The organism is Ruegeria sp. BHSC043, from assembly GCF_059612985.1.
On the sequence record NZ_JBXWRS010000003.1, the window covers coordinates 262,603 to 285,726 of the forward strand.

Annotated in this window: 22 protein-coding genes and 1 pseudogene; 4 read left to right on the forward strand and 19 right to left on the reverse strand. The window is 64.2% G+C overall.

The window, feature by feature from the left end:
• Positions 1 to 26: 26 nt before the first annotated feature.
• Positions 27 to 803, forward strand: a pseudogene (locus AC2FMM_RS08100) (ParB/RepB/Spo0J family partition protein); the annotation flags it as partial.
• 763 nt (positions 804 to 1,566) lie between these two features.
• On the opposite strand, the gene AC2FMM_RS08105 reads toward AC2FMM_RS08100, so the two are convergent.
• The 10 genes from AC2FMM_RS08105 to AC2FMM_RS08150 form a co-directional block, all read right to left on the reverse strand.
• The gene (locus tag AC2FMM_RS08105; RefSeq protein WP_496711606.1) at positions 1,567 to 2,088 is read right to left on the reverse strand and encodes a DUF2478 domain-containing protein; all 522 of its coding nucleotides are present in this window, start codon (positions 2,086 to 2,088) and stop codon (positions 1,567 to 1,569) included.
• Between the two features lie 12 nt (positions 2,089 to 2,100).
• Positions 2,101 to 3,378, reverse strand: coding sequence for a molybdopterin molybdotransferase MoeA (locus tag AC2FMM_RS08110; RefSeq protein WP_496796284.1), 1,278 nt, complete (start codon positions 3,376 to 3,378; stop codon positions 2,101 to 2,103).
• A complete protein-coding gene (locus AC2FMM_RS08115; protein ID WP_425101390.1) occupies positions 3,375 to 4,007 on the reverse strand; it encodes a carbonic anhydrase in 633 nt (210 codons plus the stop codon). Before AC2FMM_RS08115 ends, AC2FMM_RS08110 begins: the two co-directional genes overlap by 4 nt.
• Complete coding sequence (locus AC2FMM_RS08120; protein WP_496796285.1) at positions 3,997 to 4,566, reverse strand: hemerythrin domain-containing protein; 570 nt, start codon at positions 4,564 to 4,566, stop codon at positions 3,997 to 3,999. Before AC2FMM_RS08120 ends, AC2FMM_RS08115 begins: the two co-directional genes overlap by 11 nt.
• A gap of 20 nt (positions 4,567 to 4,586) precedes the next feature.
• Positions 4,587 to 5,381, reverse strand: coding sequence for a peptidylprolyl isomerase (locus AC2FMM_RS08125; protein ID WP_496796286.1), 795 nt, complete (start codon positions 5,379 to 5,381; stop codon positions 4,587 to 4,589).
• Between the two features lie 5 nt (positions 5,382 to 5,386).
• The gene (gene narI / locus AC2FMM_RS08130; RefSeq protein WP_496796287.1) at positions 5,387 to 6,172 is read right to left on the reverse strand and encodes a respiratory nitrate reductase subunit gamma; all 786 of its coding nucleotides are present in this window, start codon (positions 6,170 to 6,172) and stop codon (positions 5,387 to 5,389) included.
• 1 nt (position 6,173) lies between these two features.
• Positions 6,174 to 6,878, reverse strand: a complete 705-nt coding sequence (gene narJ / locus AC2FMM_RS08135; protein ID WP_210730707.1) for a nitrate reductase molybdenum cofactor assembly chaperone — start codon at positions 6,876 to 6,878, stop codon at positions 6,174 to 6,176.
• Positions 6,878 to 8,404 carry a nitrate reductase subunit beta gene (narH, locus tag AC2FMM_RS08140; protein WP_496711602.1) on the reverse strand — a complete coding sequence of 509 codons (1,527 nt, stop codon included), beginning with the start codon at positions 8,402 to 8,404 and terminating at the stop codon, positions 6,878 to 6,880. The genes narJ and narH overlap by 1 nt, the downstream gene beginning before the upstream one ends.
• A complete protein-coding gene (locus AC2FMM_RS08145; RefSeq protein WP_496796288.1) occupies positions 8,401 to 12,159 on the reverse strand; it encodes a nitrate reductase subunit alpha in 3,759 nt (1,252 codons plus the stop codon). Before AC2FMM_RS08145 ends, narH begins: the two co-directional genes overlap by 4 nt.
• A 64-nt stretch (positions 12,160 to 12,223) precedes the next feature.
• Positions 12,224 to 14,947 carry a nitrate/nitrite transporter gene (locus AC2FMM_RS08150; protein WP_109565320.1) on the reverse strand — a complete coding sequence of 908 codons (2,724 nt, stop codon included), beginning with the start codon at positions 14,945 to 14,947 and terminating at the stop codon, positions 12,224 to 12,226.
• A gap of 257 nt (positions 14,948 to 15,204) precedes the next feature.
• Here AC2FMM_RS08150 and AC2FMM_RS08155 point away from each other — a divergent pair, with 257 nt between their 5' ends.
• A complete protein-coding gene (locus AC2FMM_RS08155) occupies positions 15,205 to 15,903 on the forward strand; it encodes a cyclic nucleotide-binding domain-containing protein (protein WP_496796289.1) in 699 nt (232 codons plus the stop codon).
• Positions 15,904 to 15,914: 11 nt separating this feature from the next.
• Complete coding sequence (locus AC2FMM_RS08160) at positions 15,915 to 16,226, forward strand: carboxymuconolactone decarboxylase family protein (RefSeq protein WP_496796290.1); 312 nt, start codon at positions 15,915 to 15,917, stop codon at positions 16,224 to 16,226.
• Between the two features lie 3 nt (positions 16,227 to 16,229).
• On the opposite strand, the gene AC2FMM_RS08165 is transcribed toward AC2FMM_RS08160, so the two are convergent.
• From AC2FMM_RS08165 to AC2FMM_RS08200, 8 genes are read right to left on the reverse strand one after another with little or no spacing between them, the layout of a single operon-like run.
• A complete protein-coding gene (locus AC2FMM_RS08165) occupies positions 16,230 to 16,895 on the reverse strand; it encodes an NnrU family protein (RefSeq protein WP_496796291.1) in 666 nt (221 codons plus the stop codon).
• Between the two features lie 11 nt (positions 16,896 to 16,906).
• Complete coding sequence (locus AC2FMM_RS08170) at positions 16,907 to 18,112, reverse strand: NnrS family protein (protein ID WP_496711598.1); 1,206 nt, start codon at positions 18,110 to 18,112, stop codon at positions 16,907 to 16,909.
• 20 nt (positions 18,113 to 18,132) lie between these two features.
• Positions 18,133 to 19,044 carry a ubiquinone anaerobic biosynthesis protein UbiV gene (gene ubiV / locus AC2FMM_RS08175; protein WP_496711597.1) on the reverse strand — a complete coding sequence of 304 codons (912 nt, stop codon included), beginning with the start codon at positions 19,042 to 19,044 and terminating at the stop codon, positions 18,133 to 18,135.
• A 5-nt stretch (positions 19,045 to 19,049) separates the two neighbouring features.
• Positions 19,050 to 20,048: a ubiquinone anaerobic biosynthesis protein UbiU gene (gene ubiU / locus AC2FMM_RS08180; protein ID WP_496711596.1), complete on the reverse strand. Its 999-nt coding sequence runs from the start codon at positions 20,046 to 20,048 to the stop codon at positions 19,050 to 19,052.
• The gene (gene ubiT / locus AC2FMM_RS08185) at positions 20,045 to 20,572 is read right to left on the reverse strand and encodes a ubiquinone anaerobic biosynthesis accessory factor UbiT (RefSeq protein ID WP_496711595.1); all 528 of its coding nucleotides are present in this window, start codon (positions 20,570 to 20,572) and stop codon (positions 20,045 to 20,047) included. The genes ubiU and ubiT overlap by 4 nt, the downstream gene beginning before the upstream one ends.
• Positions 20,569 to 21,255, reverse strand: a complete 687-nt coding sequence (locus tag AC2FMM_RS08190; protein ID WP_496711594.1) for a 5-formyltetrahydrofolate cyclo-ligase — start codon at positions 21,253 to 21,255, stop codon at positions 20,569 to 20,571. The genes ubiT and AC2FMM_RS08190 overlap by 4 nt, the downstream gene beginning before the upstream one ends.
• The gene (locus AC2FMM_RS08195; protein ID WP_496796292.1) at positions 21,252 to 21,734 is read right to left on the reverse strand and encodes a DUF2478 domain-containing protein; all 483 of its coding nucleotides are present in this window, start codon (positions 21,732 to 21,734) and stop codon (positions 21,252 to 21,254) included. Before AC2FMM_RS08195 ends, AC2FMM_RS08190 begins: the two co-directional genes overlap by 4 nt.
• A 58-nt stretch (positions 21,735 to 21,792) precedes the next feature.
• On the reverse strand, positions 21,793 to 22,275 hold the full coding sequence (locus tag AC2FMM_RS08200) for a hemerythrin domain-containing protein (protein ID WP_496711592.1): 483 nt from the start codon (positions 22,273 to 22,275) through the stop codon (positions 21,793 to 21,795).
• Between the two features lie 118 nt (positions 22,276 to 22,393).
• On the opposite strand from AC2FMM_RS08200, the gene AC2FMM_RS08205 reads away from it, so the two are divergent.
• Entirely contained in the window at positions 22,394 to 22,807 is a 414-nt protein-coding gene (locus AC2FMM_RS08205) for an RrF2 family transcriptional regulator (protein WP_496711591.1), read from the forward strand.
• Here the strand turns inward: AC2FMM_RS08205 and AC2FMM_RS08210 are convergent.
• A complete protein-coding gene (locus AC2FMM_RS08210) occupies positions 22,786 to 23,058 on the reverse strand; it encodes a hypothetical protein (RefSeq protein WP_496711590.1) in 273 nt (90 codons plus the stop codon). The genes AC2FMM_RS08205 and AC2FMM_RS08210 overlap by 22 nt on opposite strands.
• Positions 23,059 to 23,124: the final 66 nt, after the last annotated feature.

Consider the following 23,124-nt stretch of genomic DNA (forward strand, 5'->3'; position numbering starts at 1 on the left):
CCGGCGCCCGTCGTGGAGAAGATCTGATGGCGAAATCTGCCCAGAAAGTCACCCTGTCCCCGTCCCGGGACATTCCCTTCGACAGGCTCGTACTGAGCCAGTCCAACGTCCGGCGCATCAAGGCCGGCATCTCCATCGAGGAACTGGCCGAAGACATCGCCCGCCGCGGGTTGTTGCAGAGCCTGAGCGTCCGGCCCGTTCTGGCGGATGATGGTTCCGAGATCGGCAAGTTCGAAATCCCCGCTGGCGGCCGACGCTTCCAGGCCCTGTCTCTCCTGGTAAAGCAGAAGCGCTTGGCCAAGACCACGCCCATTCCCTGCATCGTTCGGGATGCCAAGTCCACCATCCTCGCCGAAGACGACTCGCTCGCTGAGAACATGCAGCGCGCAGCCCTGCATCCGCTCGACCAGTTCCGCGCCTTCGTTGCTTTGCGGGAGAAGGGTCAAGGCGATGAAGAGATCGCAGCCGCCTTCTTCGTCACGCCGCAGGTGGTCAAACAGCGCCTGAAACTCGCAGCCGTGGCCCCTGCCCTGCTCGAGCTTTATGCCGAGGATGAAATGACGCTGGAACAGCTGATGGCCTTCACAGTCAATCCGGATCACGAGCGCCAGGTGCAGGTCTGGGAGGCGATCCGGTCGTCCTGGAACAAGGAGCCCTATCAGATCCGGCGCATGCTGACGGAAACCTCTGTGCGGGCCTCCGATCGTCGCGCGGTCTTTGTTGGCGTCGAGGCCTATGAGGCTGCTGGCGGCACCATGCTGCATGACCTCTTCCAGGGCGATGACGGAGGCTGGCTGGAAGATGCCCCCGAGGGCAGCAGCCTCTGGATCCATGATGACGGGAACCGCGATGTAGAAGCCGTCATCCGCTTCGTCCTGCGTCTTGCTGAAGAGCTCGACCTCACCGGCCTTTGGGGGTTCCAGTATTCTCTGACCTGCTCTCGGCCACGACTCGACGCCTTTGTCCGAGACGCGGGAGACGGTGGAGAGGTTGAAGCAGGAATTGCAGGAGGTTCGGGCGGCTTCAGGGGCGCAGGGGGCTGAGACTGCTGTGTCGTCCAAAACGCCTCAATCTTCCTCGACAGTGGCGGTCGATCCGAAACCTGCACTGAAAGGCCGGGCGCGCGGGCGGGCTGCACGGGCCGCTGCAGATGGTGGAGGCTCAGGTCAGCTGTCGGTCGATCTGGCTAAACTGGGGATCCAAGAGGCAGACAGGTCAGTCTTGGCGGCAGCTGTTCAGACGACGCGATCAATCATAGAAGTACATGGTTAAATGATGGCCGCTGCGGCGCAGACAATCTCCGCCCGGCTTTCGAAGACCTGCACACGGATCGCACATCGGGATTCCCTACCCGTCTCATGTTGCTTTGAAGTCGGTCCGATCCTCCATGATCCCGGTCCGGTGATCAAGCTTGACGCCCGCGTGGACCTAGCCGCACATTTTCGTGCCAATTGGCATGGCGTGCGCTCCGCCCAATTCCGAAATTGGGCAGTACATGCTCTTTTCAGTGACCGCCCGACCTTCAACTCGGAAAGCGGAAAAGTAGATCCCGGCAATCGGTCGAAATCAGACCAGTTCGTTCGCCGACGCTGTCACCTCGTTTACCCACGCCATCAGCGCTGCGGGTTCGGACGGCAACTGGATTGCCATCCCTTCCGCGAAACTCTCGAAGGCCGGTCGGTTGAGCGCATTGAGGCCGACCAGAACGGGGATCTCCATCGCAACCGCCTCGGCGATCACGTCGCGGAACCCCCGCCCCTCCGCCTCGTGCTTTCCGAACTTGTTGACGATCAGCAGGTCCGCGCCGGATGAGAGGCTGACCTTGACCAGACCGACCGCCGTTTCCAGCGCGGCAGGGTCGAGGCGGCACCCTCGCGCCTGCGGGCCAAGATCCTGGCTGATGCGCAGAACGGGACCATCGGGCAGCACCCGCACATCCATGTCGCAGGGGCCGGCATCGGCGCGCTCGCTGTTGATCTGGACGGTGCCACAGCATCTGAGGCCCCGGGCTGCAAGGTCCGCTGCCAGCCGTTCAAGCACCAGATCCGTATCGCCGCGTCCTGGCGCCATCGTGTAGGCGAGTTTCATGTCTGGGCTCCTTCAGGATTGGCAGAAAGGTTGGAATTCGACCAGCGCACCGGCTGGCAAGGATTCGACGTCGGCGGGCAGGAACATCAGCCCGTCCGCGAGGGAAAGCAGGCCGACACGGGCCGAATGAGTGGCATCCTCGAAACAGACGATCTCGCGACCTTGGGCATCGAAACCGGTCAGCGTGGCAGGTCGGAGTTCGCAGCGCCCGGGCTTGCGGCGGATCGGGCCTGCGGTCACGACATGCCGCCGGGTTGCGGTGGCTCCCTCGCCGCTCAGGGCACGGATCAACGCCAGCCCGAAGACCTGCCACGTGACGAAGGCTGATACCGGGTTGCCGGGCAAGCCAAGCCAGTGCGCCTTGCCAATGCGCCCGGTCGACACCGGCTTGCCCGGTTTGATCGCAACGCCGCTGAACAGGGTTTCGCCGCCCAATGCCATGACGGCCGACTTCACATGATCTTCTTCGCCCACCGAGATACCGCCCGTGGTGATGACCAGATCGGCCTGCGCCGCCATGTCGCCCAATTGACGGACAAGACCGGCAAGGTTGTCGGCACTATGAGCCGAGGCAACGACGTCCACATCCGCAGCTGCAAGGCCTGCCGTCAGCATCGGTGTGTTCACGTCCCAGATCTGGGCTTCCTCGCGCGCGCCCCCGGCGCGGCGTACCTCGTCGCCGGTGACAAGCAGTGCCACGCGCAGCCTGCGCCGAACGCGCAGGATGCCTGCACCGGCGGCGGCACAGGCGGCGATCTCTCGAGTACCGAGCCTGCGACCGTTCTCGAGGACGGTCGCGCCCTTCGCCATATCGCTGCCTGCGCGGCGGATGTTCAAACCTGGTTCAGGTCGGCGGGACAGATGAACCACGTCCCCGTTACGCTCAACTTCCTCCTGCATCACCACCGCGTCCGCGCCACCCGGGACTGGCGCGCCCGTAAAGATTCGGGCCGCCACGGCCCCTGCGACCGGTGTCGTCACCGCCTGCCCGGCAGGCACGCGCGCAACGACTGGCAGCACCCAGGGTCCGGCGCCAGTGAGGGCCGATGTCGCGATTGCATAGCCATCCATTGCCGCATTATCGAAAGCCGGTGCCATGGACCGGGACCGGACCGGCTGGGCAAGAATGCGGCCAAAGGCGTGGTCGAGCGACAGGGCCTCGGTGCGGCCGACCGGTGCTACATTTCCTGCAATCCGGGTCAGTGCCTCGTCGATGCTGATCAGCGCGTGAAGCATGTCCTGACTGTCACAACCACAGCCCGGTGACGCGATGGCTTGATGGATGGTCATTGTGCTGCCTCCTCGGCGGAATGGGTAGGCTGGAAATGCCCGGGCCCGATGCTGCAATCGAGATCGCGCAGGCGCCCGTCCTTGAGCCCGTAAATCAGGCCGTGCACCCGGACATCAGCCCCGCGACGCCATGCCTTCTGAAGGATCGGCGTTTCGCAGACACGCCGAACGCCTTCGACGACGTTCAGTTCGGCCAGCCGGTCACGTTGTCCTTCGAGGTCGGGTTCGCGCCCCAGATCGACCGCGTAAGCGCGGGCCAGGCGCCGGATCGGCTCGAGCCAGTGATCGGCCAGACCGTGTGGCAGATCCTCGGTCGCGGCCTTGACCCCGCCGCAGCCATAGTGGCCGCAAACGATGATCTCGCGGACATGCAGAGCATCGACCGCGAATTCCAGCGCCGACAGGAGGTTCATGTCCGAGGAATGAACGATGTTGGCGACGTTGCGATGGACGAAAACCTCGCCCGGATCGAGCCCCGCGACCACGTTGGCCGGCACCCGGCTGTCCGAACAGCCGATCCAGAAGAACTCGGGCGCCTGAAGGGCGGCAAGGCGGGTGAAATAGTCAGGCTCTTCGTCGTGACGTTGTTTCGACCACGCCACATTGCGCGCTAGAAGGTCATTCAACATCGGTCGTCTCCGGGAAATCTGGCAGCCCGCGTCTTGAGCGCATGTGTTTCGACAGGATCCGCAGATCGGCCCGGGTCAGCCGGGCGCGGGCAATCGGCAAGAGGATCGCGTTTTCGGCAACGAGGTGCCGCCGCACGTGCCCCGCAAACTTGGACAACACTCCGCGCTCCTTGGCGGACAGATCGGCCCCTCTATCGAGGCAACGAGTGAGCATCGCTCGCACTTCGGGCAGCAGACGCATCGCCTCATCCTGATCGGCCCTGATCCGGTCGATCGCACCCTCGATCGCATCCTCTTCTGTGCAGCGCCGGGCAAGAAGCGGGAACAGGTCCTCAGCCTCGTCGCGCAGGTGGACGTTCAGTTCCTCGTTCACAAAGCGCAGCACCGCTGTCGCTTTTTGGCGATTGAAAGCGTCCGCCGTTGCCAGCGCGTCGATAACTGCGCAAATCTGACGTTCACGCAGGTGGTCTTCGCTGATGAAGTCCAGAGGATTTGCGAGCAGGCTCGGACTCGTCGCTTTGTCGCCACTTCCGCGCGTCACTGTCTCTGACGGTTTCATCACACGTCCTTTCGCGTGGTTCAGATCGGCGTCAGGCTTGCGCCGGAAATCTGCGCCCCTTGGCCGAGGCTCTCCACGAAGGCGCGGGAGGCGCGCGCCCAGGCTGCCTTTTCCAACGCCTGTGCGATCTTCGAGCGAACGGTGTCGTAAGGCAGCACCTGCCCAGGCGCCGTGGCATTCAGTCGGATGATGTGCCAGCCGTGGCGCGACAACACGGGCGCCGGGGTCACCGCCCCTTCGTTCAGGGAGCGCAGGGCTGCCTCGAACTCCGGCACGGTGTCGCCAGGGCCAAGCTGACCCAGATGGCCGCCAGAAGCTTTCGAACCGCAATCGCTTTCGCGCGCGGCAGCGGCAAATCCCTTGGCATCGCCGTCGAGTCGCGCCAGCAGGGCAACGGCCCGTGCCTCGGCCGCGGCGCACTCGGCTTCGTCGCGCGGATCGCAGGCGCACAGGATGTGCGAGACATCCCAGAGCGGTGCCGAACGATATCGGGCGGGGTCCTTCTCCCATTCCCCGCGCACGGCCTCTTCACCGACGGGTTCTATCACCAGCGCCTCGTCCAGCAAGGCGCGGATCAGGGCTTCATCGTCCGTCTCGAACCGCCCCGGCGCCAGCTCGAGCGGGTCGGGCGTCAACCCGCGCCGCTTCGCCTCCTGCAAGAGCAGCGTACGGATCGCCAGCGCCTGCGCCGCCTTGCGCCAAGCGATCCCCGGCTTGTCTTTAGGGGCGCTGTGGTTCTGGGCCTCGGCGGCGATCGCCGCCGAGGGGATGGTTTCGCCGTTCACGACGACATCGGGAAACAGGGCCACGTTCATCTGGCTCACTCCGCTGGCGTCGTGGCGGTAGGACCGCGCTTGGCTTGCACCTTGTCATAGGCGCGGCGGCGTTCTTCCAGCGGACGGTGGCGGCGCGACCGCACGATCTGGTAGCCGGGCCGCGTCAGCAGGTAGCGGAACGGCGCGGCGAAACCGGACCAGATGTGGACGAGCCGCGTGAACGGAAACAGCGCCGTGATGATGAGACCGAGGAAGATGTGCAGCTTGTAGAGCCAGTGCACGTCGACGACGTTGACCCACGCGTTGATGTTCCAGCTGACCACGCTCTGCGACCAGGTCATGAAACGGACCATTTCCGACCCGTCCATGTGTTGCAGTGTCTGGGTGATCGTCAGCAGGCCGATGGCAAGCTGAAGCCAGATCAGGACCATGATCAGGATGTCGGGGAAAGTCGATGTCACGCGGATGCGCGGATCGACCAGGCGGCGATGGATCAACATGGTCGATCCGATCAGGGCGGCGATGCCAGCCGGGCCACCGATCAGCACCGCCATCCATTGCTTCAGCGCATAGGGAATGCCGATGGCATCCAGCACCCAGATCGGCGTGAAGAGGCCGATAAGGTGCCCGAAGAACACGGTCAGGATGCCAACGTGGAACAGGATCGAACCCCAGATCAGCTGCTTGCGACGCAGGAGCTGGCTCGAGGAACTCTTCCAGGTGAAGGGGTCCCGCTCGTAGCGCACGATCGATCCCACCAGGAAGATCGTCAGCGCGACATAGGGCATGACCCCGAAAATGACGAAGTTGATGTCGAAGTCGCCGAACATGTCATGCACTCCTGTTCAATTGTTGCGGGGTCGGTTTGTCCATCGCCGCGAGCATGTCGCGGACCTGCGGACAACCGGCGTTCGGATCTGGGCCGAAGGTGACTTCCGTTTCCTCCCAGACAGCGTCGAGCGCCGCGAGGTCGGTCGGATCATCATCGGGCTGGGCCAGCATGTCGGCCACCGCTTCGGCGTCGGCCTTGTCACCTGACAGCTGCAAAAGAGCGGCGAACGCGGCGGCATATCCGCTGTCGCGCCGGACGAGCCGGGCCGCGAGAGCATCGATGATATGCGCCGCGTCCGCCAAGGTTTCCTGCACTTCTGCGAAGGGACGCGTCGACAGGAATTCCAGCAGCACCGGCAGGTGATCCGGCAGTTCCGTTGTGGCGGGCTCGAACCCGCCTGCCCGGTAGGTCTCGATCAGACTGACCATTGCACCGCCGCGGTCCCGGCTTTCGCCATGAACGTGCTCGAAGAGATTGAGCGACAGCGTCCGCGAGCGGTCGAAGAGCATCACATAACTCTCCTGCAGATCGTAGAGGTCGGCGTCTGCGAAGCCATCGGTCAACGAGCGCAGCGCAGCGCGTGTATCGGTGGCGATGCGAGGATCGGAACCAAGAATTGTCCCGATCTCGGGCATCGCCTCCTGAAGTTCCCGCGAGGGATAGCTCAGGATCAGCGACAGGGCTTTCAGGGAACGGTCCAGCATCAGAAGGTCTCCTGCGGAAGGGCGAATTTCTTTTTCTTGCCGCCGAAGAGCGTCGTCTTGCCCGCCTCGCCGGTGGAACAGCCGTTGCCGTCGGTGAAGCCGCAGCCGCCGCGGATGTCGGCGCCATGCTCGTTCTGTTCGCGGTGCGCCGTGGGGATCGCGAAACGATCCTCGTAATCGGCGATGGCCATGATCTTGTACATGTCCTCGATCACCCGACCGGACATGCCGACCCGGGCGGCAATCGCCTCGTCGCGCACGCCGTCAACGCTGAGGGCCCGCATGTAGAGCCGCATCGCCGACATGCGTTCGAGGGCGTGAACGATGGGCTCCTCGTCGCCCGCCGTCAGCATGTTGGCGAGGTATTTGACGGGGATGCGCAGGGAGCGGACGTCGGGCATCTGGTCGCTCATCGCGATCTGGCCCGCCTGAGCGGCGTTCTGGATCGGGCTGAGCGGCGGGATGTACCACACCATCGGCAGCGTCCGGTATTCCGGGTGCAGCGGGAAGGCGACCTTCCAATCCATCGCCATCTTCCAGACCGGGCTGACCTTCGCCGCCTCGATCCAGTCTTCGGGCACGCCGTCACGGCGCGCCGCGGCGATCACCTCGGGGTCGTTCGGGTCGAGGAAGACGTCGAGCTGCGCGCCGTAGAGATCGGTCTCGCGCTCGGCGCTGGCCGCAGCTGCGATCTTGTCTGCGTCATAAAGGATCACGCCCAGATAGCGAATGCGCCCGACGCAGGTTTCCGAGCAGACCGTCGGCTGGCCGCTTTCGATCCGCGGATAGCAGAAGGTGCATTTCTCGGATTTGCCGGTGTCCCAGTTGTAATAGACCTTCTTGTAGGGGCAGCCCGAGACGCACATCCGCCAGCCGCGGCACTTCTCCTGGTCGATCAGGACAATGCCGTCCTCCTCGCGCTTGTAGATCGCGCCCGAGGGACAGGAGGCGGAACAGGTCGGGTTGAGGCAGTGCTCGCACAGGCGCGGCAGATACATCATGAAGGTGTTTTCATACTCTCCATAGATGTCCTTCTGCACCTGATCGAAGTTGTAGTCCTGAGACCGCTTCGAGAATTCGCCGCCGAGGATCTCCTCCCAGTTCGGACCCTTCTCGATCTTCTCCATCCGCTCGCCTGTGATCTTCGAGCGGGGGCGCGCGGTCGGGAACGCGGTCATGTCGGGCGCCGATTTCAGGTGGTCGTAGTCGAAATCGAACGGCTCGTAGTAGTCGTCGATCTCGGGCATGGCCGGGTTGGCGAAGATGTTCGCCAGGATGCGCCATTTGCTGCCCTGCTTGGGATGCAATTTGCCCGAAGCCGAGCGGACCCAGCCACCGTTCCAGCGTTTCTGGTTTTCCCAGTCCGTCGGATAGCCGGTGCCGGGCTTGGTCTCGACGTTGTTGAACCACGCGTATTCGACACCTTCGCGCGTCGTCCACACATTCTTGCAGGTGACCGAGCAGGTGTGACACCCGATGCATTTGTCGAGGTTCAGGACCTTTCCGATTTGTGCACGAACTCTCATTCCGCTGCCTCCACGTTCTGGGTTGCGGACCGGCTTGCGGGTTTGTCGAGCCAGTCGATCTTCTTCATTTTCCGCACGATCACGAACTCGTCGCGGTTGCTGCCCACGGTGCCGTAGTAGTTGAAGCCGTAGGACAGCTGCGCGTAGCCGCCGATCATGTGCGTGGGTTTCAGGGTGGCGCGGGTCACCGAGTTGTGGATGCCGCCGCGATTGCCGGTCTTTTCCGAACCGGGCGTGTTCACGATCTTTTCCTGCGCGTGATACATGAACAGCGTCCCCTGCTTGATCCGCTGGGACACCACCACCCGCGCGGTCAGCGCGCCGTTGGTGTTGTAGGCTTCGACCCAGTCGTTATCGACAAGGCCCGCCTTGGCCGCGTCCACCTCGGACATCCAGACCACCGGTCCGCCCCTGTTCAGCGTCAGCATCAGGAGGTTATCGGTATAGGTGCTGTGGATGCCCCATTTCTGGTGGGGCGTGATGAAGTTCAGCACCACGTGCGGGCTGCCCTCGGCCGCGTCGTTGTTGACGGCGGCGGTGATGGTTTTCAGGTCCACCGGCGGGCGATAGCTGACGAAGCCCTCGCCGAAGGCGCGCATCCATTCGTGATCCTGATAGAGTTGCTGGCGGCCCGTCAGGGTGCGCCACGGGATCAGTTCGTGGACGTTGGTGTAGCCCGCGTTGTAGCAGACCTCCTCGCTCTCGATGCCTGACCATGTGGGCGACGAGATGATCTTGCGCGGTTGCGCGGCGATGTCGCGGAAGCGGATCTTGGTGTGATGCGCGCCCTCCGCGAGGTGGGTATGGTGCTGCCCCGTGGGCTTCTCCAGTTCTTCCCAGGCCTTCACGGCCACTTCGCCGTTGGTTTCCGGGGCGAGCATCAGGATCATCTCGGCCGCGTCGATGGCGGTTTCGAGTTTCGGCTGGCCCTTGGACACGCCCTCGTCCAGCACGACCCCGTTCAGGTCGCGCAGATGCTTGACCTCGGTCTTGGTGTCCCAGTTGATCCCCTTGCCACCGTTGCCGAGCTTTTCCAGCAGCGGCCCGACCGAGGTGAACTTCTTGTAGAGGTTGGGATAATCCCGCTCCACCGCGATGTAGTTCGGCGCGGTCTTGCCGGGGATCAGGTCGCATTCGCCTTTCTTCCAGTCCTTCACATGCGCCTGCGCCAATTCCGCGGCGGTGTCATGCAGAAGCGGCAGCTGGACGATGTCGGTCTCGACCCCCAAGACCTCAGGCGCGACTTCGCTGAACTTCCGGGCGATCGACTTGAAGATCTCCCAGTCCGATTTCGACTCGTAGGCCGGGTCCACCGCCGCCTGAAGGGGGTGGATGAAGGGGTGCATGTCCGAGGTGTTGAGGTCGTCCTTTTCGTACCAGCTGGCCGTCGGCAGGACGATGTCGGAATACACCGCCGTCGTGGACATGCGGAAGTCGATGCAGACCAGCAGGTCGAGCTTGCCCTTCGGCGCCTCGTCGTGCCAGCGGGCCTCCTTCGGCATCACGCCGCCTTCCTCGCCCAGTTCCTTGCCCATCACCCCGTGGTCGGTGCCCAAGAGATGCTTGAGGAAGTATTCGTGCCCCTTGCCGCTGGACCCCAGCAGGTTCGACCGCCAGACGAACAGGTTGCGCGGCCAGTTTTCCGGGGCGTCCGGATCCTGGCAGGACATTTCCAGATCGCCGGATTTCAGCTGTTCGGCGACGTAGTCCTTGATCTCCTTCCCGGCCTTCTTGGCGGCCTTTGACACCTCCAGCGGGTTCGTCTTCAACTGCGGGGCCGAGGGCAGCCAGCCCATCCGTTCCGCGCGAATGTTGTAGTCGATCAGGGAGATGTCCCAGTCGCCTTCGGGTGCCGTGGGCGACAGGATTTCACCGGCGCGCAGCGTCTCATAGCGCCACTGGTCGGTGTGAGCATACCAGCAAGAGGTGGAGTTCATGTGCCGCGGCGGGCGGTTCCAGTCCAGCGCGAAGGCCAGCGGCTGCCAGCCCGTTTGCGGGCGCAGTTTCTCTTGACCCACGTAATGCGACCAGCCGCCGCCCTCTTGGCCGATGCAGCCGCACATCACCAGCATGTTGATGATGCCGCGGTAGTTCATGTCCATGTGGTACCAGTGGTTCAGACCGGCCCCGAGGATGACCATGGACTTGCCATGGGTCTTTTCGGCGTTGCCGGCGAATTCGCGGGCGACCGCGATGATCTTCTCCCTCTCAACGCCGGTGATCTTTTCGGCCCAGGCGGGGGTGTAGGGGCTGTCGTCGTTGAAATCCTTGGACACCCAGTCACCGCCAAGACCCCGGTCGAGACCGTAGTTGGCGCAGAAGAGGTCGAAAACGGTGGCAACCAGCACCTCGGAACCGTCGGCAAGTTTCACGCGGCGCGCCGGAATGTTCCGGGTCAACACCTCTGGGTGATCGCATTTCACGAAATCGCCCGTGGCCGCACCGCCGAAATACGGGAAGTCGACGCCTACGACCTCATCGTGATCGCCATCCATGATCTGGCTGAGGCGCAGCTTGCTTTCAGCGCCCTTCGCTTTCTCTTCGAGGTTCCATCTTCCCTCTTCGCCCCAGCGGAACCCGATGGACCCGTTGGGCGCCACAATCTGACCCGACGCCTCGTCATAAGCGACGGTCTTCCAGTCGGGGTTGTTAGCCTCGCCCAGCTTGCCGTCGAAGTCGTCGGCGCGCAGCATCCGGCCCGGCACCAGATGCCCGTCCTTCTCGTCGAGCCGAACGAGCATCGGCATGTCCGTGTACTTGCGGGCATACTCCTCGAAATACTCGGCCTGCCGGTCGAGGTGGAATTCGCGCAGGATCACGTGACCCATCGCCATTGCCAGCGCCGCATCGGTGCCCGCCTGCGGGTTCAACCAGATGTCGCCGAACTTGGCGGCTTCCGAATAGTCGGGGCTGACCACGGCCGACTTGGTGCCGCGATAGCGGACCTCGGTGTAGAAATGCGCGTCGGGCGTGCGCGTCTGCGGCACGTTCGAGCCCCAGAGCATCAGGAAGCCCGCGTTGTACCAGTCGGCCGATTCCGGCACGTCGGTCTGTTCGCCCCAGGTCTGGGGGGAAGCGGGCGGCAGGTCGCAGTACCAGTCGTAGAACGACATGCAGGTGCCGCCCAGAAGTGACAGATACCGCGAGCCGGCAGCATAGCTCACCATCGACATGGCCGGGATCGGCGAGAAACCGAAGACACGGTCGGGCCCGTAGGTCTTCGCGGTATAAGCGTTGGCGGCGGCGATGATTTCGGTCGCTTCGTCCCAGGTGGCCCGCACGAACCCGCCCTTGCCCCGCGTCTTGTTGATCGAGTTGCGCAGGGCAGGATCGCCCTGGATCGCGGCCCAGGCAGCCACCGGCGTCATCGTCTCGCGCATCTTCCGCCACGCCCGCATCAGCGCACCACGGATCAACGGGTTCTTCACCCGGTTCGCGGAATAGAGATACCAGCTGTAAGAGGCACCCCGTGCACAGCCGCGCGGCTCGTGGTTGGGCAGGCCCGCACGGGTGCGCGGATAGTCGGTCTGCTGCGTCTCCCAGGTGACGATCCCGGACTTGACGTAGATCTTCCAGGAACAGGACCCGGTGCAGTTCACACCGTGCGTCGAGCGGACGATCTTGTCGTGCCGCCAGCGGTTCCGGTAGGTGTCCTCCCAGTCGCGGTTCTCGCGGGTGGTCTGACCCCAACCGTCGGAGAATTGCTCCAGTTCCTTGCTCTGGAAGAAGTTCAGTTTGTCGAGCAGATGGCTCATTTGGCTGTCCTTTCGGGTGTCTGGGTCCGGGCGGCGAGCTCCGCCGCCCGGGAAATCAACTGAATCATTCAGCGGGCTGGGCTGCGGTGCCCTGCGGCGTGCGGCCATGTTCGATGTCGTGGAGAAGGCCGCCGGGGCGCGTGTAGACCACCCAGGTGATGACGACGCAGATCACGTAGAAGATCAGGAAACCCCACAGCGCCCCAACGGCAGACCCGGTCATCGCGATCGAGGTGCCGTAGGCCTTCGGGATGAAGAAGGCGCCGTAGGCCGCGATGGCCGAGGTGAAGGCCACGATCGCGCCGGACTCCATCGCGATCTGACGCTTGCGCTCTTCAGCACCCAAGTGCGGCATCAAGCGCGGAATTTCGCGACCCATGATCACCGGGATCATCTGGAAGGTCGACGCGTTGCCGACACCGGTCAGGAAGAAGAGCGCCATGAAGCAGGCGAAGAAGCCGACGAAGGAGCCCAATCCAAGGAAGCTGATCACACCGAAGGTGGCGACGATCATCAGGGCGAAAGTCCAGAAGGTCACGCGACCGCCCCCGAACTTGTCCGAGATCCAGCCGGTGGCAGCGCGGCTCAGCGCCCCCACGAGCGGCCCAAGGAACACGTAGTTGAGTGCGTTCACTTCGGGAAAGGCCAGGCGCGTCAGCAGAGGGAAACCCGCCGAATAGCCGATGAAGCTGCCGAAGGTGCCGGTGTAGAGGATGCACATCAACCAGTTCTGCTTGCGTCCGAAGATCACTGCCTGGTCGGCAAAGCTGGCGCGTGCATCTGCGATGTCGTTCATGCCCAACCAGGCCGCTATGGTCGCTGCGAGGATGAAGGGCACCCAGACGAAGCCTGCGTTCTGCATCCACAGCTGACCGCCGTCGGACATGGTCTGCGGTTGCCCGCCAAGTGCCCCGAAGACACCCGCCGTGATGACGATGGGCACAAGGAACTGCATGACCGACACGCCGAGGTTCCCCAGCCCCGCGTTCAGCGCCAGTGCGTTGCCCTTTTCGGCCTTCGGGAAGAAATAGCCGATATTGGCCATCGACGAGGCGAAGTTGCCGCCGCCAAAACCGCACAGAAGGGCCAGGACGAGGAAAATCAGGTAAGGCGTGTCGGGGTTCTGCACCGCATATCCGATGCCCATGGCGGGCAGCAGCAGCGAAGCGGTCGACAGCGTCGTCCACAGCCGCCCACCGAAGATCGGCACCATGAAGCTGTAGAAGATGCGGAGCGTTGCGCCCGACAGGCCCGGCAAGGCCGCCAGCCAGAACAGCTGGCCCGGGGTGAAGTCGAACCCGATGGCGGGCAAGCGAGCCACGACCACCGACCACACCATCCAGACCGAGAAGGCCAGCAGAAGCGCCGGGATCGAGATCCACAGGTTCCGGCGTGCAACGGCACGGCCCTTTTCGGCCCAGAATTGTTGGTCCTCCGGCCGCCAGTCCTCCAGCACGCGCGGCATGGCGGTGCGTTCGGGGTGGTGAATGTCCTGCATCTCGGGCAGTTGCGGCAACTGGTCGAGCACTTCACCATGCGCAGCGCGCTCCATCGCGCGGATCGACAGGTGCATCCAGGTCAGAGCGATAGCGACCAGCCCGAAGAGCAGCGCAAAGCATGACGTGTAGATGCCCGTGAGATCGAGGAGAGCGCCGAAGGCGATCGGCAGGACAAAACCGCCAAGGCCCCCGATCATGCCAACAAGACCGCCGACGGCGCCCACATGTTTGGGGTAGTAGACCGGGATGTGCTTGAAGACTGCCGCCTTTCCGAGGCTCATGAAGAAGCCCAGAGCGAAGAGCGTGACGATGAAGGGCCAAAGACCCATTTGTGTCGAGAAGGCGATGGCACCGTCCTTGCCCTGGATGACGTAATCCGTGGGCGGGTAGCTCAGCATGAACAGGAACAGCAGGGAAAAGCCGAAGGTCCAGTACATGACCCTCCGCGCGCCAAACTTGTCCGACAGCACGCCGCCATAGGCGCGGAACAACGAGGCTGAAAGGCTGAAGGACGCCGCCGCCATCCCAGCGAAGCGCACATCGATGCCGTAGACGTCGATCAGGTAGTGCGGCATCCACAGCGCCAGCGCGACGAAGGCACCGAACACGAAGAAATAGTAGAGCGAAAAGCGCCAGACCTGGAGGTTCTTCAATGGCGCGAATTGCTGCGCCAGTGTCGGTGCCTTGGTGCCGGTCTTGCGGCGCTCGACCAGCTCAGGGTCGTCCTTGGCGAGCAGGAAGAACAGCACGCCGATGATGGCGAGCCCCGCCGCCCAGACATAGGCCACGCCATGCCAGCCATAGGCGACCATGACGAAGGGAGCGACGAACTTGGTGACCGCGGCGCCGACGTTGCCCGCACCGAAGATACCCAGCGCGGTCCCTTGGTGGCCGGCGTCATACCAGCGGCTGACATAGGCGACGCCGATGATGAACGATCCGCCCGCGAGGCCGATGCCAAGGGCCGCGATCAGATACATGATGTAGCTGTCTGCGAGCGTTAGCGCCCATGTGGCCAGCGCCGTCAGGATCATCTGGCTCGAGAACACTAGCCGCCCGCCGTATTTTTCGGTCCAGACGCCGAGAAACAGGCGGGTGACCGATCCGGTCAGGATCGGGGTGGCGACCAGCAGGCCGAACTGGGTGTCATTCAGGCCAAGCTCGGCCTTGATGGCGACACCGATGATGGAAAAGATCGTCCATACCGCGAAACAGGCGGTGAAGGCGATCGTGCTCAGGCTCAGGGCGCGTGTCTGATCGGCGCGTGAGGCTGTGGCTACAGTCTGCATGATGACTCTCCGGCAAGAACGGTGCTGTCACCCCTGCGAGGGGTTCAGTGCCAGACCTGACGCCGGAACGACACTCATGACTTGATCTAGATCATGAAACGACGAAAACGATAACGAAATAAATGGGTTAGAGAAATATATCATCTGGCGCGCGGTCGCAGATCAAGGCTGCGGTCGCGAAGGTCAACCGACGGGTTGACATATATCAATTGATTTGGTGACAATTGTTAGGCGCGCAAAGTCGAAGGGGGACCGACATGCCCGATTCCGAATACCGGGATATTCGAAAACTCGATCTCTTTGCGCAGATGGCGGATGATAATTTCACATCCTTGATGCGGGGCGCCTATGTGCAGAATTTCCCTGCACAGATCGAATTGATCACTGAAGGAGAACCGAGCGATTTTCTTCACATCGTCATTTCGGGTTCTGTGGATCTGTTTTCGACCTGGAATGGCCGAGAGACCAGCATGGCGACTGTCCGCCCCATTTCGACCTTCGTTCTTGCCGCGACCATCAAGGATTTGCCTTACCTGATGTCGGCGCGCACGCTCGAGAAAAGCAGGATTGCGCTGATCCCCAGTCAGGACGTGCGCGCGATCTTCGATGCCGACATGAACTTTGCGCGTGCGGTCGTCACGGAACTGGCGCAGTGTTATCGCTCGGTCATCAAGGCGCAGAAGGATCTGAAACTAAGAACGTCGCTCGAGCGGCTTGCGAACTATCTGCTCAGGCAGCAAAGGCACGCCGGCGGCGCGGCAGCATTCGAGCTTAGCTTCGAGAAGCGGCGCCTTGCCTCCGTGCTGGGCATGACACCTGAAAATCTCAGCCGCGCCTTCAAAGGCCTGCAGCCCTACGGGGTGACCGTGACCGGCACCCGCATCACCATCGACAATCAGGCGGACCTTGAGCGCTTTGCGAGACCAAATCCACTGATTGATGACTTTTCAACTTGAGGGACTGACAGATGACCAAATCCATGCCCGGCGCCGCCGGAGATCTCGCCGAGGAACACCCCGATGTCTGGAAGGCCTATGCTGCCTTGGGCAAGGCAACGGCCGAATGCGGCTCGCTGACGGACCGCGAAAAGCGCCTTGTCAAACTCGCGCTAGCCATTGGCGCGGGCTCAGAAGGTGCGGTCCATTCCCACACCCGGCGCGCCAGATCGGAAGGGATTGAGGCTGAGGCGATCATGCAGGTCGCGATGCTGGCCATCGGCCCGCTTGGGCTGCCGCGGGCCGTCGCCGCGAAGACCTGGATCGAAGACATCAAGGATTGACGTTCAGGGAAGCGGGCTGACCCCAAAAAGAAATGGATGCGCCCAGAGCAGCGCCCCGTAAAGCGCAACGCCTGCCGCAAGCCGCAGGAGAGTGCCCCCCGACAGGGACGCCAAGAGGAGCGGCGCCTCCGCTACGAGATCACGCATCCGTTGCCATTCTGGCCCCATCTCGCGGCGTTTGCGCCGGTCGATCAGTCGGCCTCCCAGCAGCGCGAAGGCGGCGAAGGTACCGAACAGGATCACGTGGGCCAGATCTCCGTTGGGCACGACATGGGCCGCCGCCCAAAGCGCCAACGCCAGAAGCAGCGGATGACGCGACAAGCGAACTATGCCGGGCCGTGCTGGGTCGAACTGCTCGTTGCGTGCACCCCCGAACGAGAAAGGGTTGGGCCGGCCGATGGAGAGCGCAAGGATCAGGCAGACCGGCCCCATGACCGTCAAAGGGACATGGATCTGCCATGGCGCCCAGTCCCAAAGGGCCACGTGCGGGGCGCGGCCTGCCGCCGCGATCAGCCAGGCCAGCACCGCGAGCGACAGGGCGGAATAGACCAGCGTGAAACCGACAGGGCCAAGCCGCGCCTGAAGCCAGGGTCGCAACGGCGGGCGCACGGGCAAGGAATGCGACAGGAAGAACACGACATAGGCGAGGGCGAACTCGAACCATCCCATCGGTGCGCGCCTCAGATCCGCTTGGCGGCGGGCAGACGTAGCAAAAGCCCGCCGTAAATGACCGCAAAGCTGCCGAAGGCGACGATCCACGACAGCCCGGACACCGTGTGCAACGGGCTGGAAAATTCGGGCCATACGCCCCCAGCGACCCGCGCGAATACGGACAGGATCAGGGCCAGATAGATCATGACGGTCCCTGCTCCCGCCCGCAGGTCCTGCCCGGTATGACCAAGCGTGGCGCGTGTCATCACCGCCAGTGTCATCAGGCCGATTGCCCCCGCCATCCAGAAATGCTGCGCGCCCGCCATTCCGAAGGACCCGGGAGCCAAGATTTCTGCGGCCAATGCCAGGGCCCCCAACGGCACGAAGGCATAGCCTGCGTGCAACACAGTCACCAGCGGCTCGGCAAAGGTGTGGTGTCCGGCCCAACGGGCCAATCGCAGGGCGTGCAACACGGCTGCCAGCGCAAGCGCCAATCCAGTCAGCGTCCCGAGAGGCAGTGCTACCCACAGCATAACCGCCACCAAAAGGGTCCCGAGCGCCCACTTATCGAAGGGCTGCATCGGCGCTGCGGGCAGGACGGCGCTGCGCCGTTTCACCAGCCAGTTGCGGGTGAAGGACGGCACTATGCGGCCGCCAATTACCGCGATCATCATCACGCCCGCGCCCAGGCCTAGTCGCAGGCCGTAACCTTGCGCGGCATACTCGCCTCGCGCGGCCTCCCAGTGAAACAGCGCGTTACCGAGGGCAAAGACCGCGAGCATCCCCAGCACGATCAGATTGCGCCAGTTCCGGCCCGCCACGATTTCGCGCCCGATCACCGTGGCCAGTATGACCGGGAAGGCAAGGTCGAGCGCCGCCACCAGCAGCCCCGGCAACCCCGCCGAAAAGATCACAGCCACGCGCCCCACGAGGCACAGAGCCGCCAGTCCGCCCAGCGGCCAGCCGACGATTGGCAGGCGCCCCGTCCAGTTTGGCACCGCAGTCAGGAGAAAGCCCGCGACGACGGCGCCGAGATAACCGTAGAGGAACTCGTGCGCGTGCCATGACACGGGGTCGAAGGCTGTGGGCAACATCAGGTGCCCTGACAGCATCGGCACCCAAAACACCATCGCCAGCACGGCCCAGACCGCCGCGCCGAAAAAGAACGGGCGGAACCCGTAGGTCAGGATCGCGGGTCCGGTCCAGGCGCGCATCTGTTCGGCGGTCGAGGTCATTTGTGGCGTCCCTTGCAAATTCAGGCCGGCGCGGCAGCGGCAATGCGGCGGTAGCCCGCCGTGCCATGATAGAAACCGTTGCTCAGGCCCGCATGCCCGCTCAGCATCGCAAGGTGAGCATCGGCCTCGCCTGTCGGCACATGCCCATCGAGCACATCACGAAACACCTGCGCCACCGCAACCATGTCCACCGCCTGTGGCATCAGCCGCAGGTGCGTGACGCCATCGGCAATCAGACAGGCCGCTTCGGGGAGCAGGTCGACATAGCTTTCCGACAGGGTCTGGATGCCATTCACCCGCAGGATCGGCCGGTCGTCGCGGGTGCGGAGCGGCATGCCGTCGGAGTCTTCTTCACAGACGAACTGGCAGTTGTCCTTGGTGCGGCCGTGCGCGCGGGCGTGATAGCACCGCGCTGACACAGCCAGAGAGGCGCGGCCGTAAACCTGCACCTCGACGCCGAGCCCCAGAGCGCGCGCAGCCCGCGCCGCGGCGGCGATGGCCGGTGCCGGCATCTCGGCCGGGAGGCAGACATGGGTCGCGCCCTGCCCGGCCATCCAGGCTATGGTTGCCTCATTATAGGCGTTCATGAAGGGGCCGATCCGGTGCGGGCGCTTGCCGCGCGCGTAAAGCCCTGCGGCGTTGTTCACCTCGATCTCGGGCGAGACCATCTCGGCGATGTCCTCGGTTGCCTTGCGCTCGCGTTTCAGCATCACCTCGGCCAGCGTTGACAGGATCACGCGCTTGCCTGCGCGCTCCAACCGCTCGATCGTGGCCGGCAGGTCTGCCTCGTGGAAGGGCGCGCGCTTGGAGCAAATCACCTCGCCCAGATAAACCTCGTCGACGGGCGCCTCATCCGCGATACGGGCATAGAAGTCACGCCGTGCATCCGCGGACCAGTGGTAGGCGATCGGGCCGAGCGTCAGTTTCGTCATGGTATTCACCGCCATTTCTTTGTCTCGAATGCGCCTTGGGTCTGCTTCTGCCCTTCGGTCAGGGCGATCAGGTCGGCGATGTTTGCCTCGCGTCCGGCCTTGATGTCATCCACCGCTGCGCGGAACGCACGCACAACGCCGCGGACATAGCTCTTCGAGCGCTGACGCCCTTCGATCTTGAAAGCATGCACGCCCGCCTCGATCAATTCGGGCAGGAGCCGCGACAGGTTCAGGCTGATCGGTTCCTCGAAGGCGTAGTAGCCCTCGGGGCGATGGGGCGCGGAGTAGCGGCCCTTGCAGATCGTGGGATAGCCGGCCTTCTCCTCGGGCCCGAACCGGTCGATGGTGAAACCCGCGAGCTGCGAGGACATCGACCCGTCAGCGTCGCGCACATATTCCACGTCCGAAGCAGGCGAGCAAACCCCGTCCATGTTCGTGGATTGACCCGTCAGGTAGTTGGTCAGGCTGCAGCGCCCCTCGACCATCAGCCCGTGGTTGCCGAAGATAAAGGTCTCGATCTCGCAGGGGATTTCGCGGCGGATCTGGCGGATCTCGGGGATTGTGAGGATGCGCGGCAGGACCACGCGCTTTACACCGAAGTTCTCGCAATAGTAGCGGATCGCCTCGGGCGATGAGGCCGCGGCTTGTACCGACAGGTGCAGCCGGATGCCCGGATACGTCCGGGCGATGTAGTCGGCCACGCCCATGTCGGCCACGATGAAAGCATCCACGCCTAGCCGCGCGCCGGTGTCCGCTGCTTGCCGCCAGAGATCCACCTTGCCCGCGGGCGGATAGGTGTTCAGCGCCAAGAGCACCTTGGTGCCGCGCGCATGGGCATAGGCTACCGCCTCGGCCAGTTCATCAGGGATGAAGTTCAGCCCCGGGAAGTTCCGCGCATTGGTCGCATCCTGGAAGCCGCAATAGACCGCATCGGCGCCTGCATCGACGGCGGTGCGCAGCGCGGCGGGGGTGCCCGCAGGGCAGATCAGTTCGGCAAGGCTCATGCGTATTCCCTCGGTTTGGTGGCATCCGGATAGGCCCGCCGCAACCGTGCGAGAACCGCCCGTCCAGGTGTCCCGAACATCGCCGACGCCTCCTCGGCCAGCGAGCCGTCCATGTCGTCGAGCGCATTCCGAAGACGAACGACGGCCTCGGTGTCCCCGCTGATTTCCAGATCGCGCGAGAAGAAGGCCGCATCGCCGTCCTGCTCGGCGTCGATCAGTTCCAGAAGCAGCAAGAACCGCCCGCGGATCGTGGCCCCGACCTGCGGCGCCGTATCGCGCGGCACGGCGCGGAAGACGAGCGCCTGCGGGTCGGGGCGGAGATGCAGCGCAAAGGGCAGTTCCACGGGATCGATCAGGAAGTCAGTCGCCTGGTGCGGTCCGAGCCGCGCGAAGAGAGACGGGTGCCGCGCCGCGACCCGACGGACAACGCGCGTCAGGACCGGTTGCAGCACAAGGCAGGCAAGCCGCGCGATCGCGCCTTCGCCGGGCCGCAACCGGGCCGTTGGTTCGCTCGTCGGAGTCATGATGGGTCCTTTCGCTCCCCCGATACGCCCTTCTCCGTCACGATCCTGTCGAGGGGAATGTCATGGGGCTGCGGGTAGATTGTGGTCAGTCGGGCTGCCGCCAGCGCGATGCCGATGGTGACGGGCCGCGGCGAGAGCGCGGCCAGTGTCCGGTCGTAATAGCCGCCGCCCCAGCCGAGCCGATAACAGCCTGCATCCCAGCCGAGGCAGGGCGCGAGCGCGATGTCGGGCGTCAGGACCTCCGCCTCGGGCGGCGGAACGGGGATGTTCCAATGGCCGCGCAGCATGCGCATGCCCGGCATCCATCGTCGGAACACGAGCGGCGCTGCGGGGGTCTCCACCACCGGCAGCGCGATACAGACGCCCGCCGCGTGAAGATCGGACAGGATCGGGCGCAGATCCGGTTCTCCTCGGATCGGCCAGTAGCCGGCGAGCACGGTCTCACGGAGGGTCCCGCGCGGGGCGAGGACCGTTTCGAGATGACCGCAGATGGAATTGCTCACCTGCGCCCGTCGTATCTGGCCCAGCCCCTCCCTCAGGCTAGCGAGCCTTGACCGCTCGGCCCGGCGCCAGCGCGCCACGTCGCGCGCCTGCTGCACATCCGTGCCAAGCGGATCGAAATAGGCCGGGTCCACCTCCGCCGCCATGCAGGGGGGCGAGGCATAGGCTCCCTGTCCACTCATGGAGACGCGCCCTCCTGGGCCACGGTTCCGACGGCGGCGTTGCACCAGTTCGTGACGGCAGCCTCGGTCGGTGTGAGGATCGTCGCCATGCCATCGGCATAGCGGTCGAACGCGGCCCTGTGGGTTTCGGAGAGGCCAGTCAGGACAGGAACGCCGCGGGCAAGCGCCTCGGAGATCAGCGCGCGGAAACCGCGCCCCTCTGCCTCGCTCAGGCCAAACTTGTTGAGGATCACGAGGTCTGCCCGGCCGGACAGAAGCCGCAACATCGCCAACCCGACGGCCTCCTCGAAGGCGCCCGCATCCATCCGGCAGGCGGTGGCGCCGGGTCCGAGATCCTGCGTGATGCGCCAGCGCGGCCCGTTGGGCAGAAGCCAGAGATCGCAGTCGCACGATCCCGATCCGGCATCGTGCGAGGCCGCGCGCAACGCACCCACCAGCCGGACGCCGTCCCGCGTTAGCTGGTCAGCCACCGCGTCCATAAGACGATCCGTCCCGCCGCGTCCTTCGACTGTCACTCCCGCGAGCCGCATCTTCGCCTCAAGCTTGCTCGAATCGCGGGAACAGCACATCGTTCTCCAACGCGATATGGGCAGCAAGGTCGTCGAACAGCGCCGTCAGACCGCCATAGAGCGAGCGCCAGGAGCCGCAGGCGTGCTCGGGTGGCGTCAGATCGCAGGTGAGCCGCCGGATCAGTGCGATGTTTTCGGCGTGATCGTCGTGGTCGGTGCGCATCACCGCGATGGGGTGCTCAATCCCCGGCCCGCCGCCCGCGCGCATGGCCGGAAACAGGATCATCTCCTCCTTCATCATGTGATCCTCCATCTCCCCGGCGAGCGTCCGGATGGCCGCGGCGAGCCCCGTGGGCGCCTCGGGATCGTCCGCGTGCACCCGCTCGACCCGGTCGGCCAGCGGCATGAGCGAGGCGAGATCCTCCCGGTGCATCTCGTGAAAGCGCGTAAGGATATGGTCGATCAGGCCGCCGGTGTCCTGCGGCACGTCCGTTTCGGGGAGGTCTTTCATCGCGGGTCCTTTCCCTCGCGCGTCGCCGGGTCCTTGCGTGGGCTGCAGCGAATTGGTATTTGAAATACGCATACCTCTCGTGAATACGCACTTCAACTACCAAATCAGGAGCGCGACCTTGCGCCTCACCTCCTTCACCGATTACGGTCTGCGCGTGTTGATGCGGATGGCGGGCGCACCCGACCGGGCCTTCACCACCGCGGAACTGGCCGATGAATTCCGCGTGTCGCGCAACCATCTGGCCAAGGTGATCTCGGCGCTTGCCGCCGCAGGTCTTCTGGAAACCCGGCGCGGCGGTGGGGGAGGCGCCATGCTGGCCCGCGCGCCCGAGGACATCCGCCTGGGCGATGTGGTGGCGACCCTCGAAGCAGATCAGGCTCTGGTGGAATGCTTCGCGGCCGGCACCAACAGCTGCACCCTGACCCCGCAATGTCGGCTGAAAGCGCGGCTAGCCCATGCCGAGGCGGCGTTTGTCGCCGACCTCAACCGCAGCACCCTGGCCGATTGCGTTTACCGACCGGAAAACGCCTGACGCGCCACCCACGCGATCCAGCCCCAGACCGCGCTGCGCAAGGCCATGGCGTAAACGGTACGCATCTCGAAGGCTCCACCTTGGGCGACATGCAGGCCGAACGCCGCGAAAACCAGCAGCGTTGCGGCGAAGATCACGAACGATAGTGGCCAGGCCCATCGCCACCCCTGCCACAGGCCGAGACCCGCGACGACATAGGCGAGCCCGGCCAGCGTGTTGAACCACAGCACGAAGGGTACGACTGCCCCCATGTCGGCTGATCCGAGCAATGTTCGGCCACCAGAAAAAATGGTCAACACGCCAAAGGCAATCGCAAC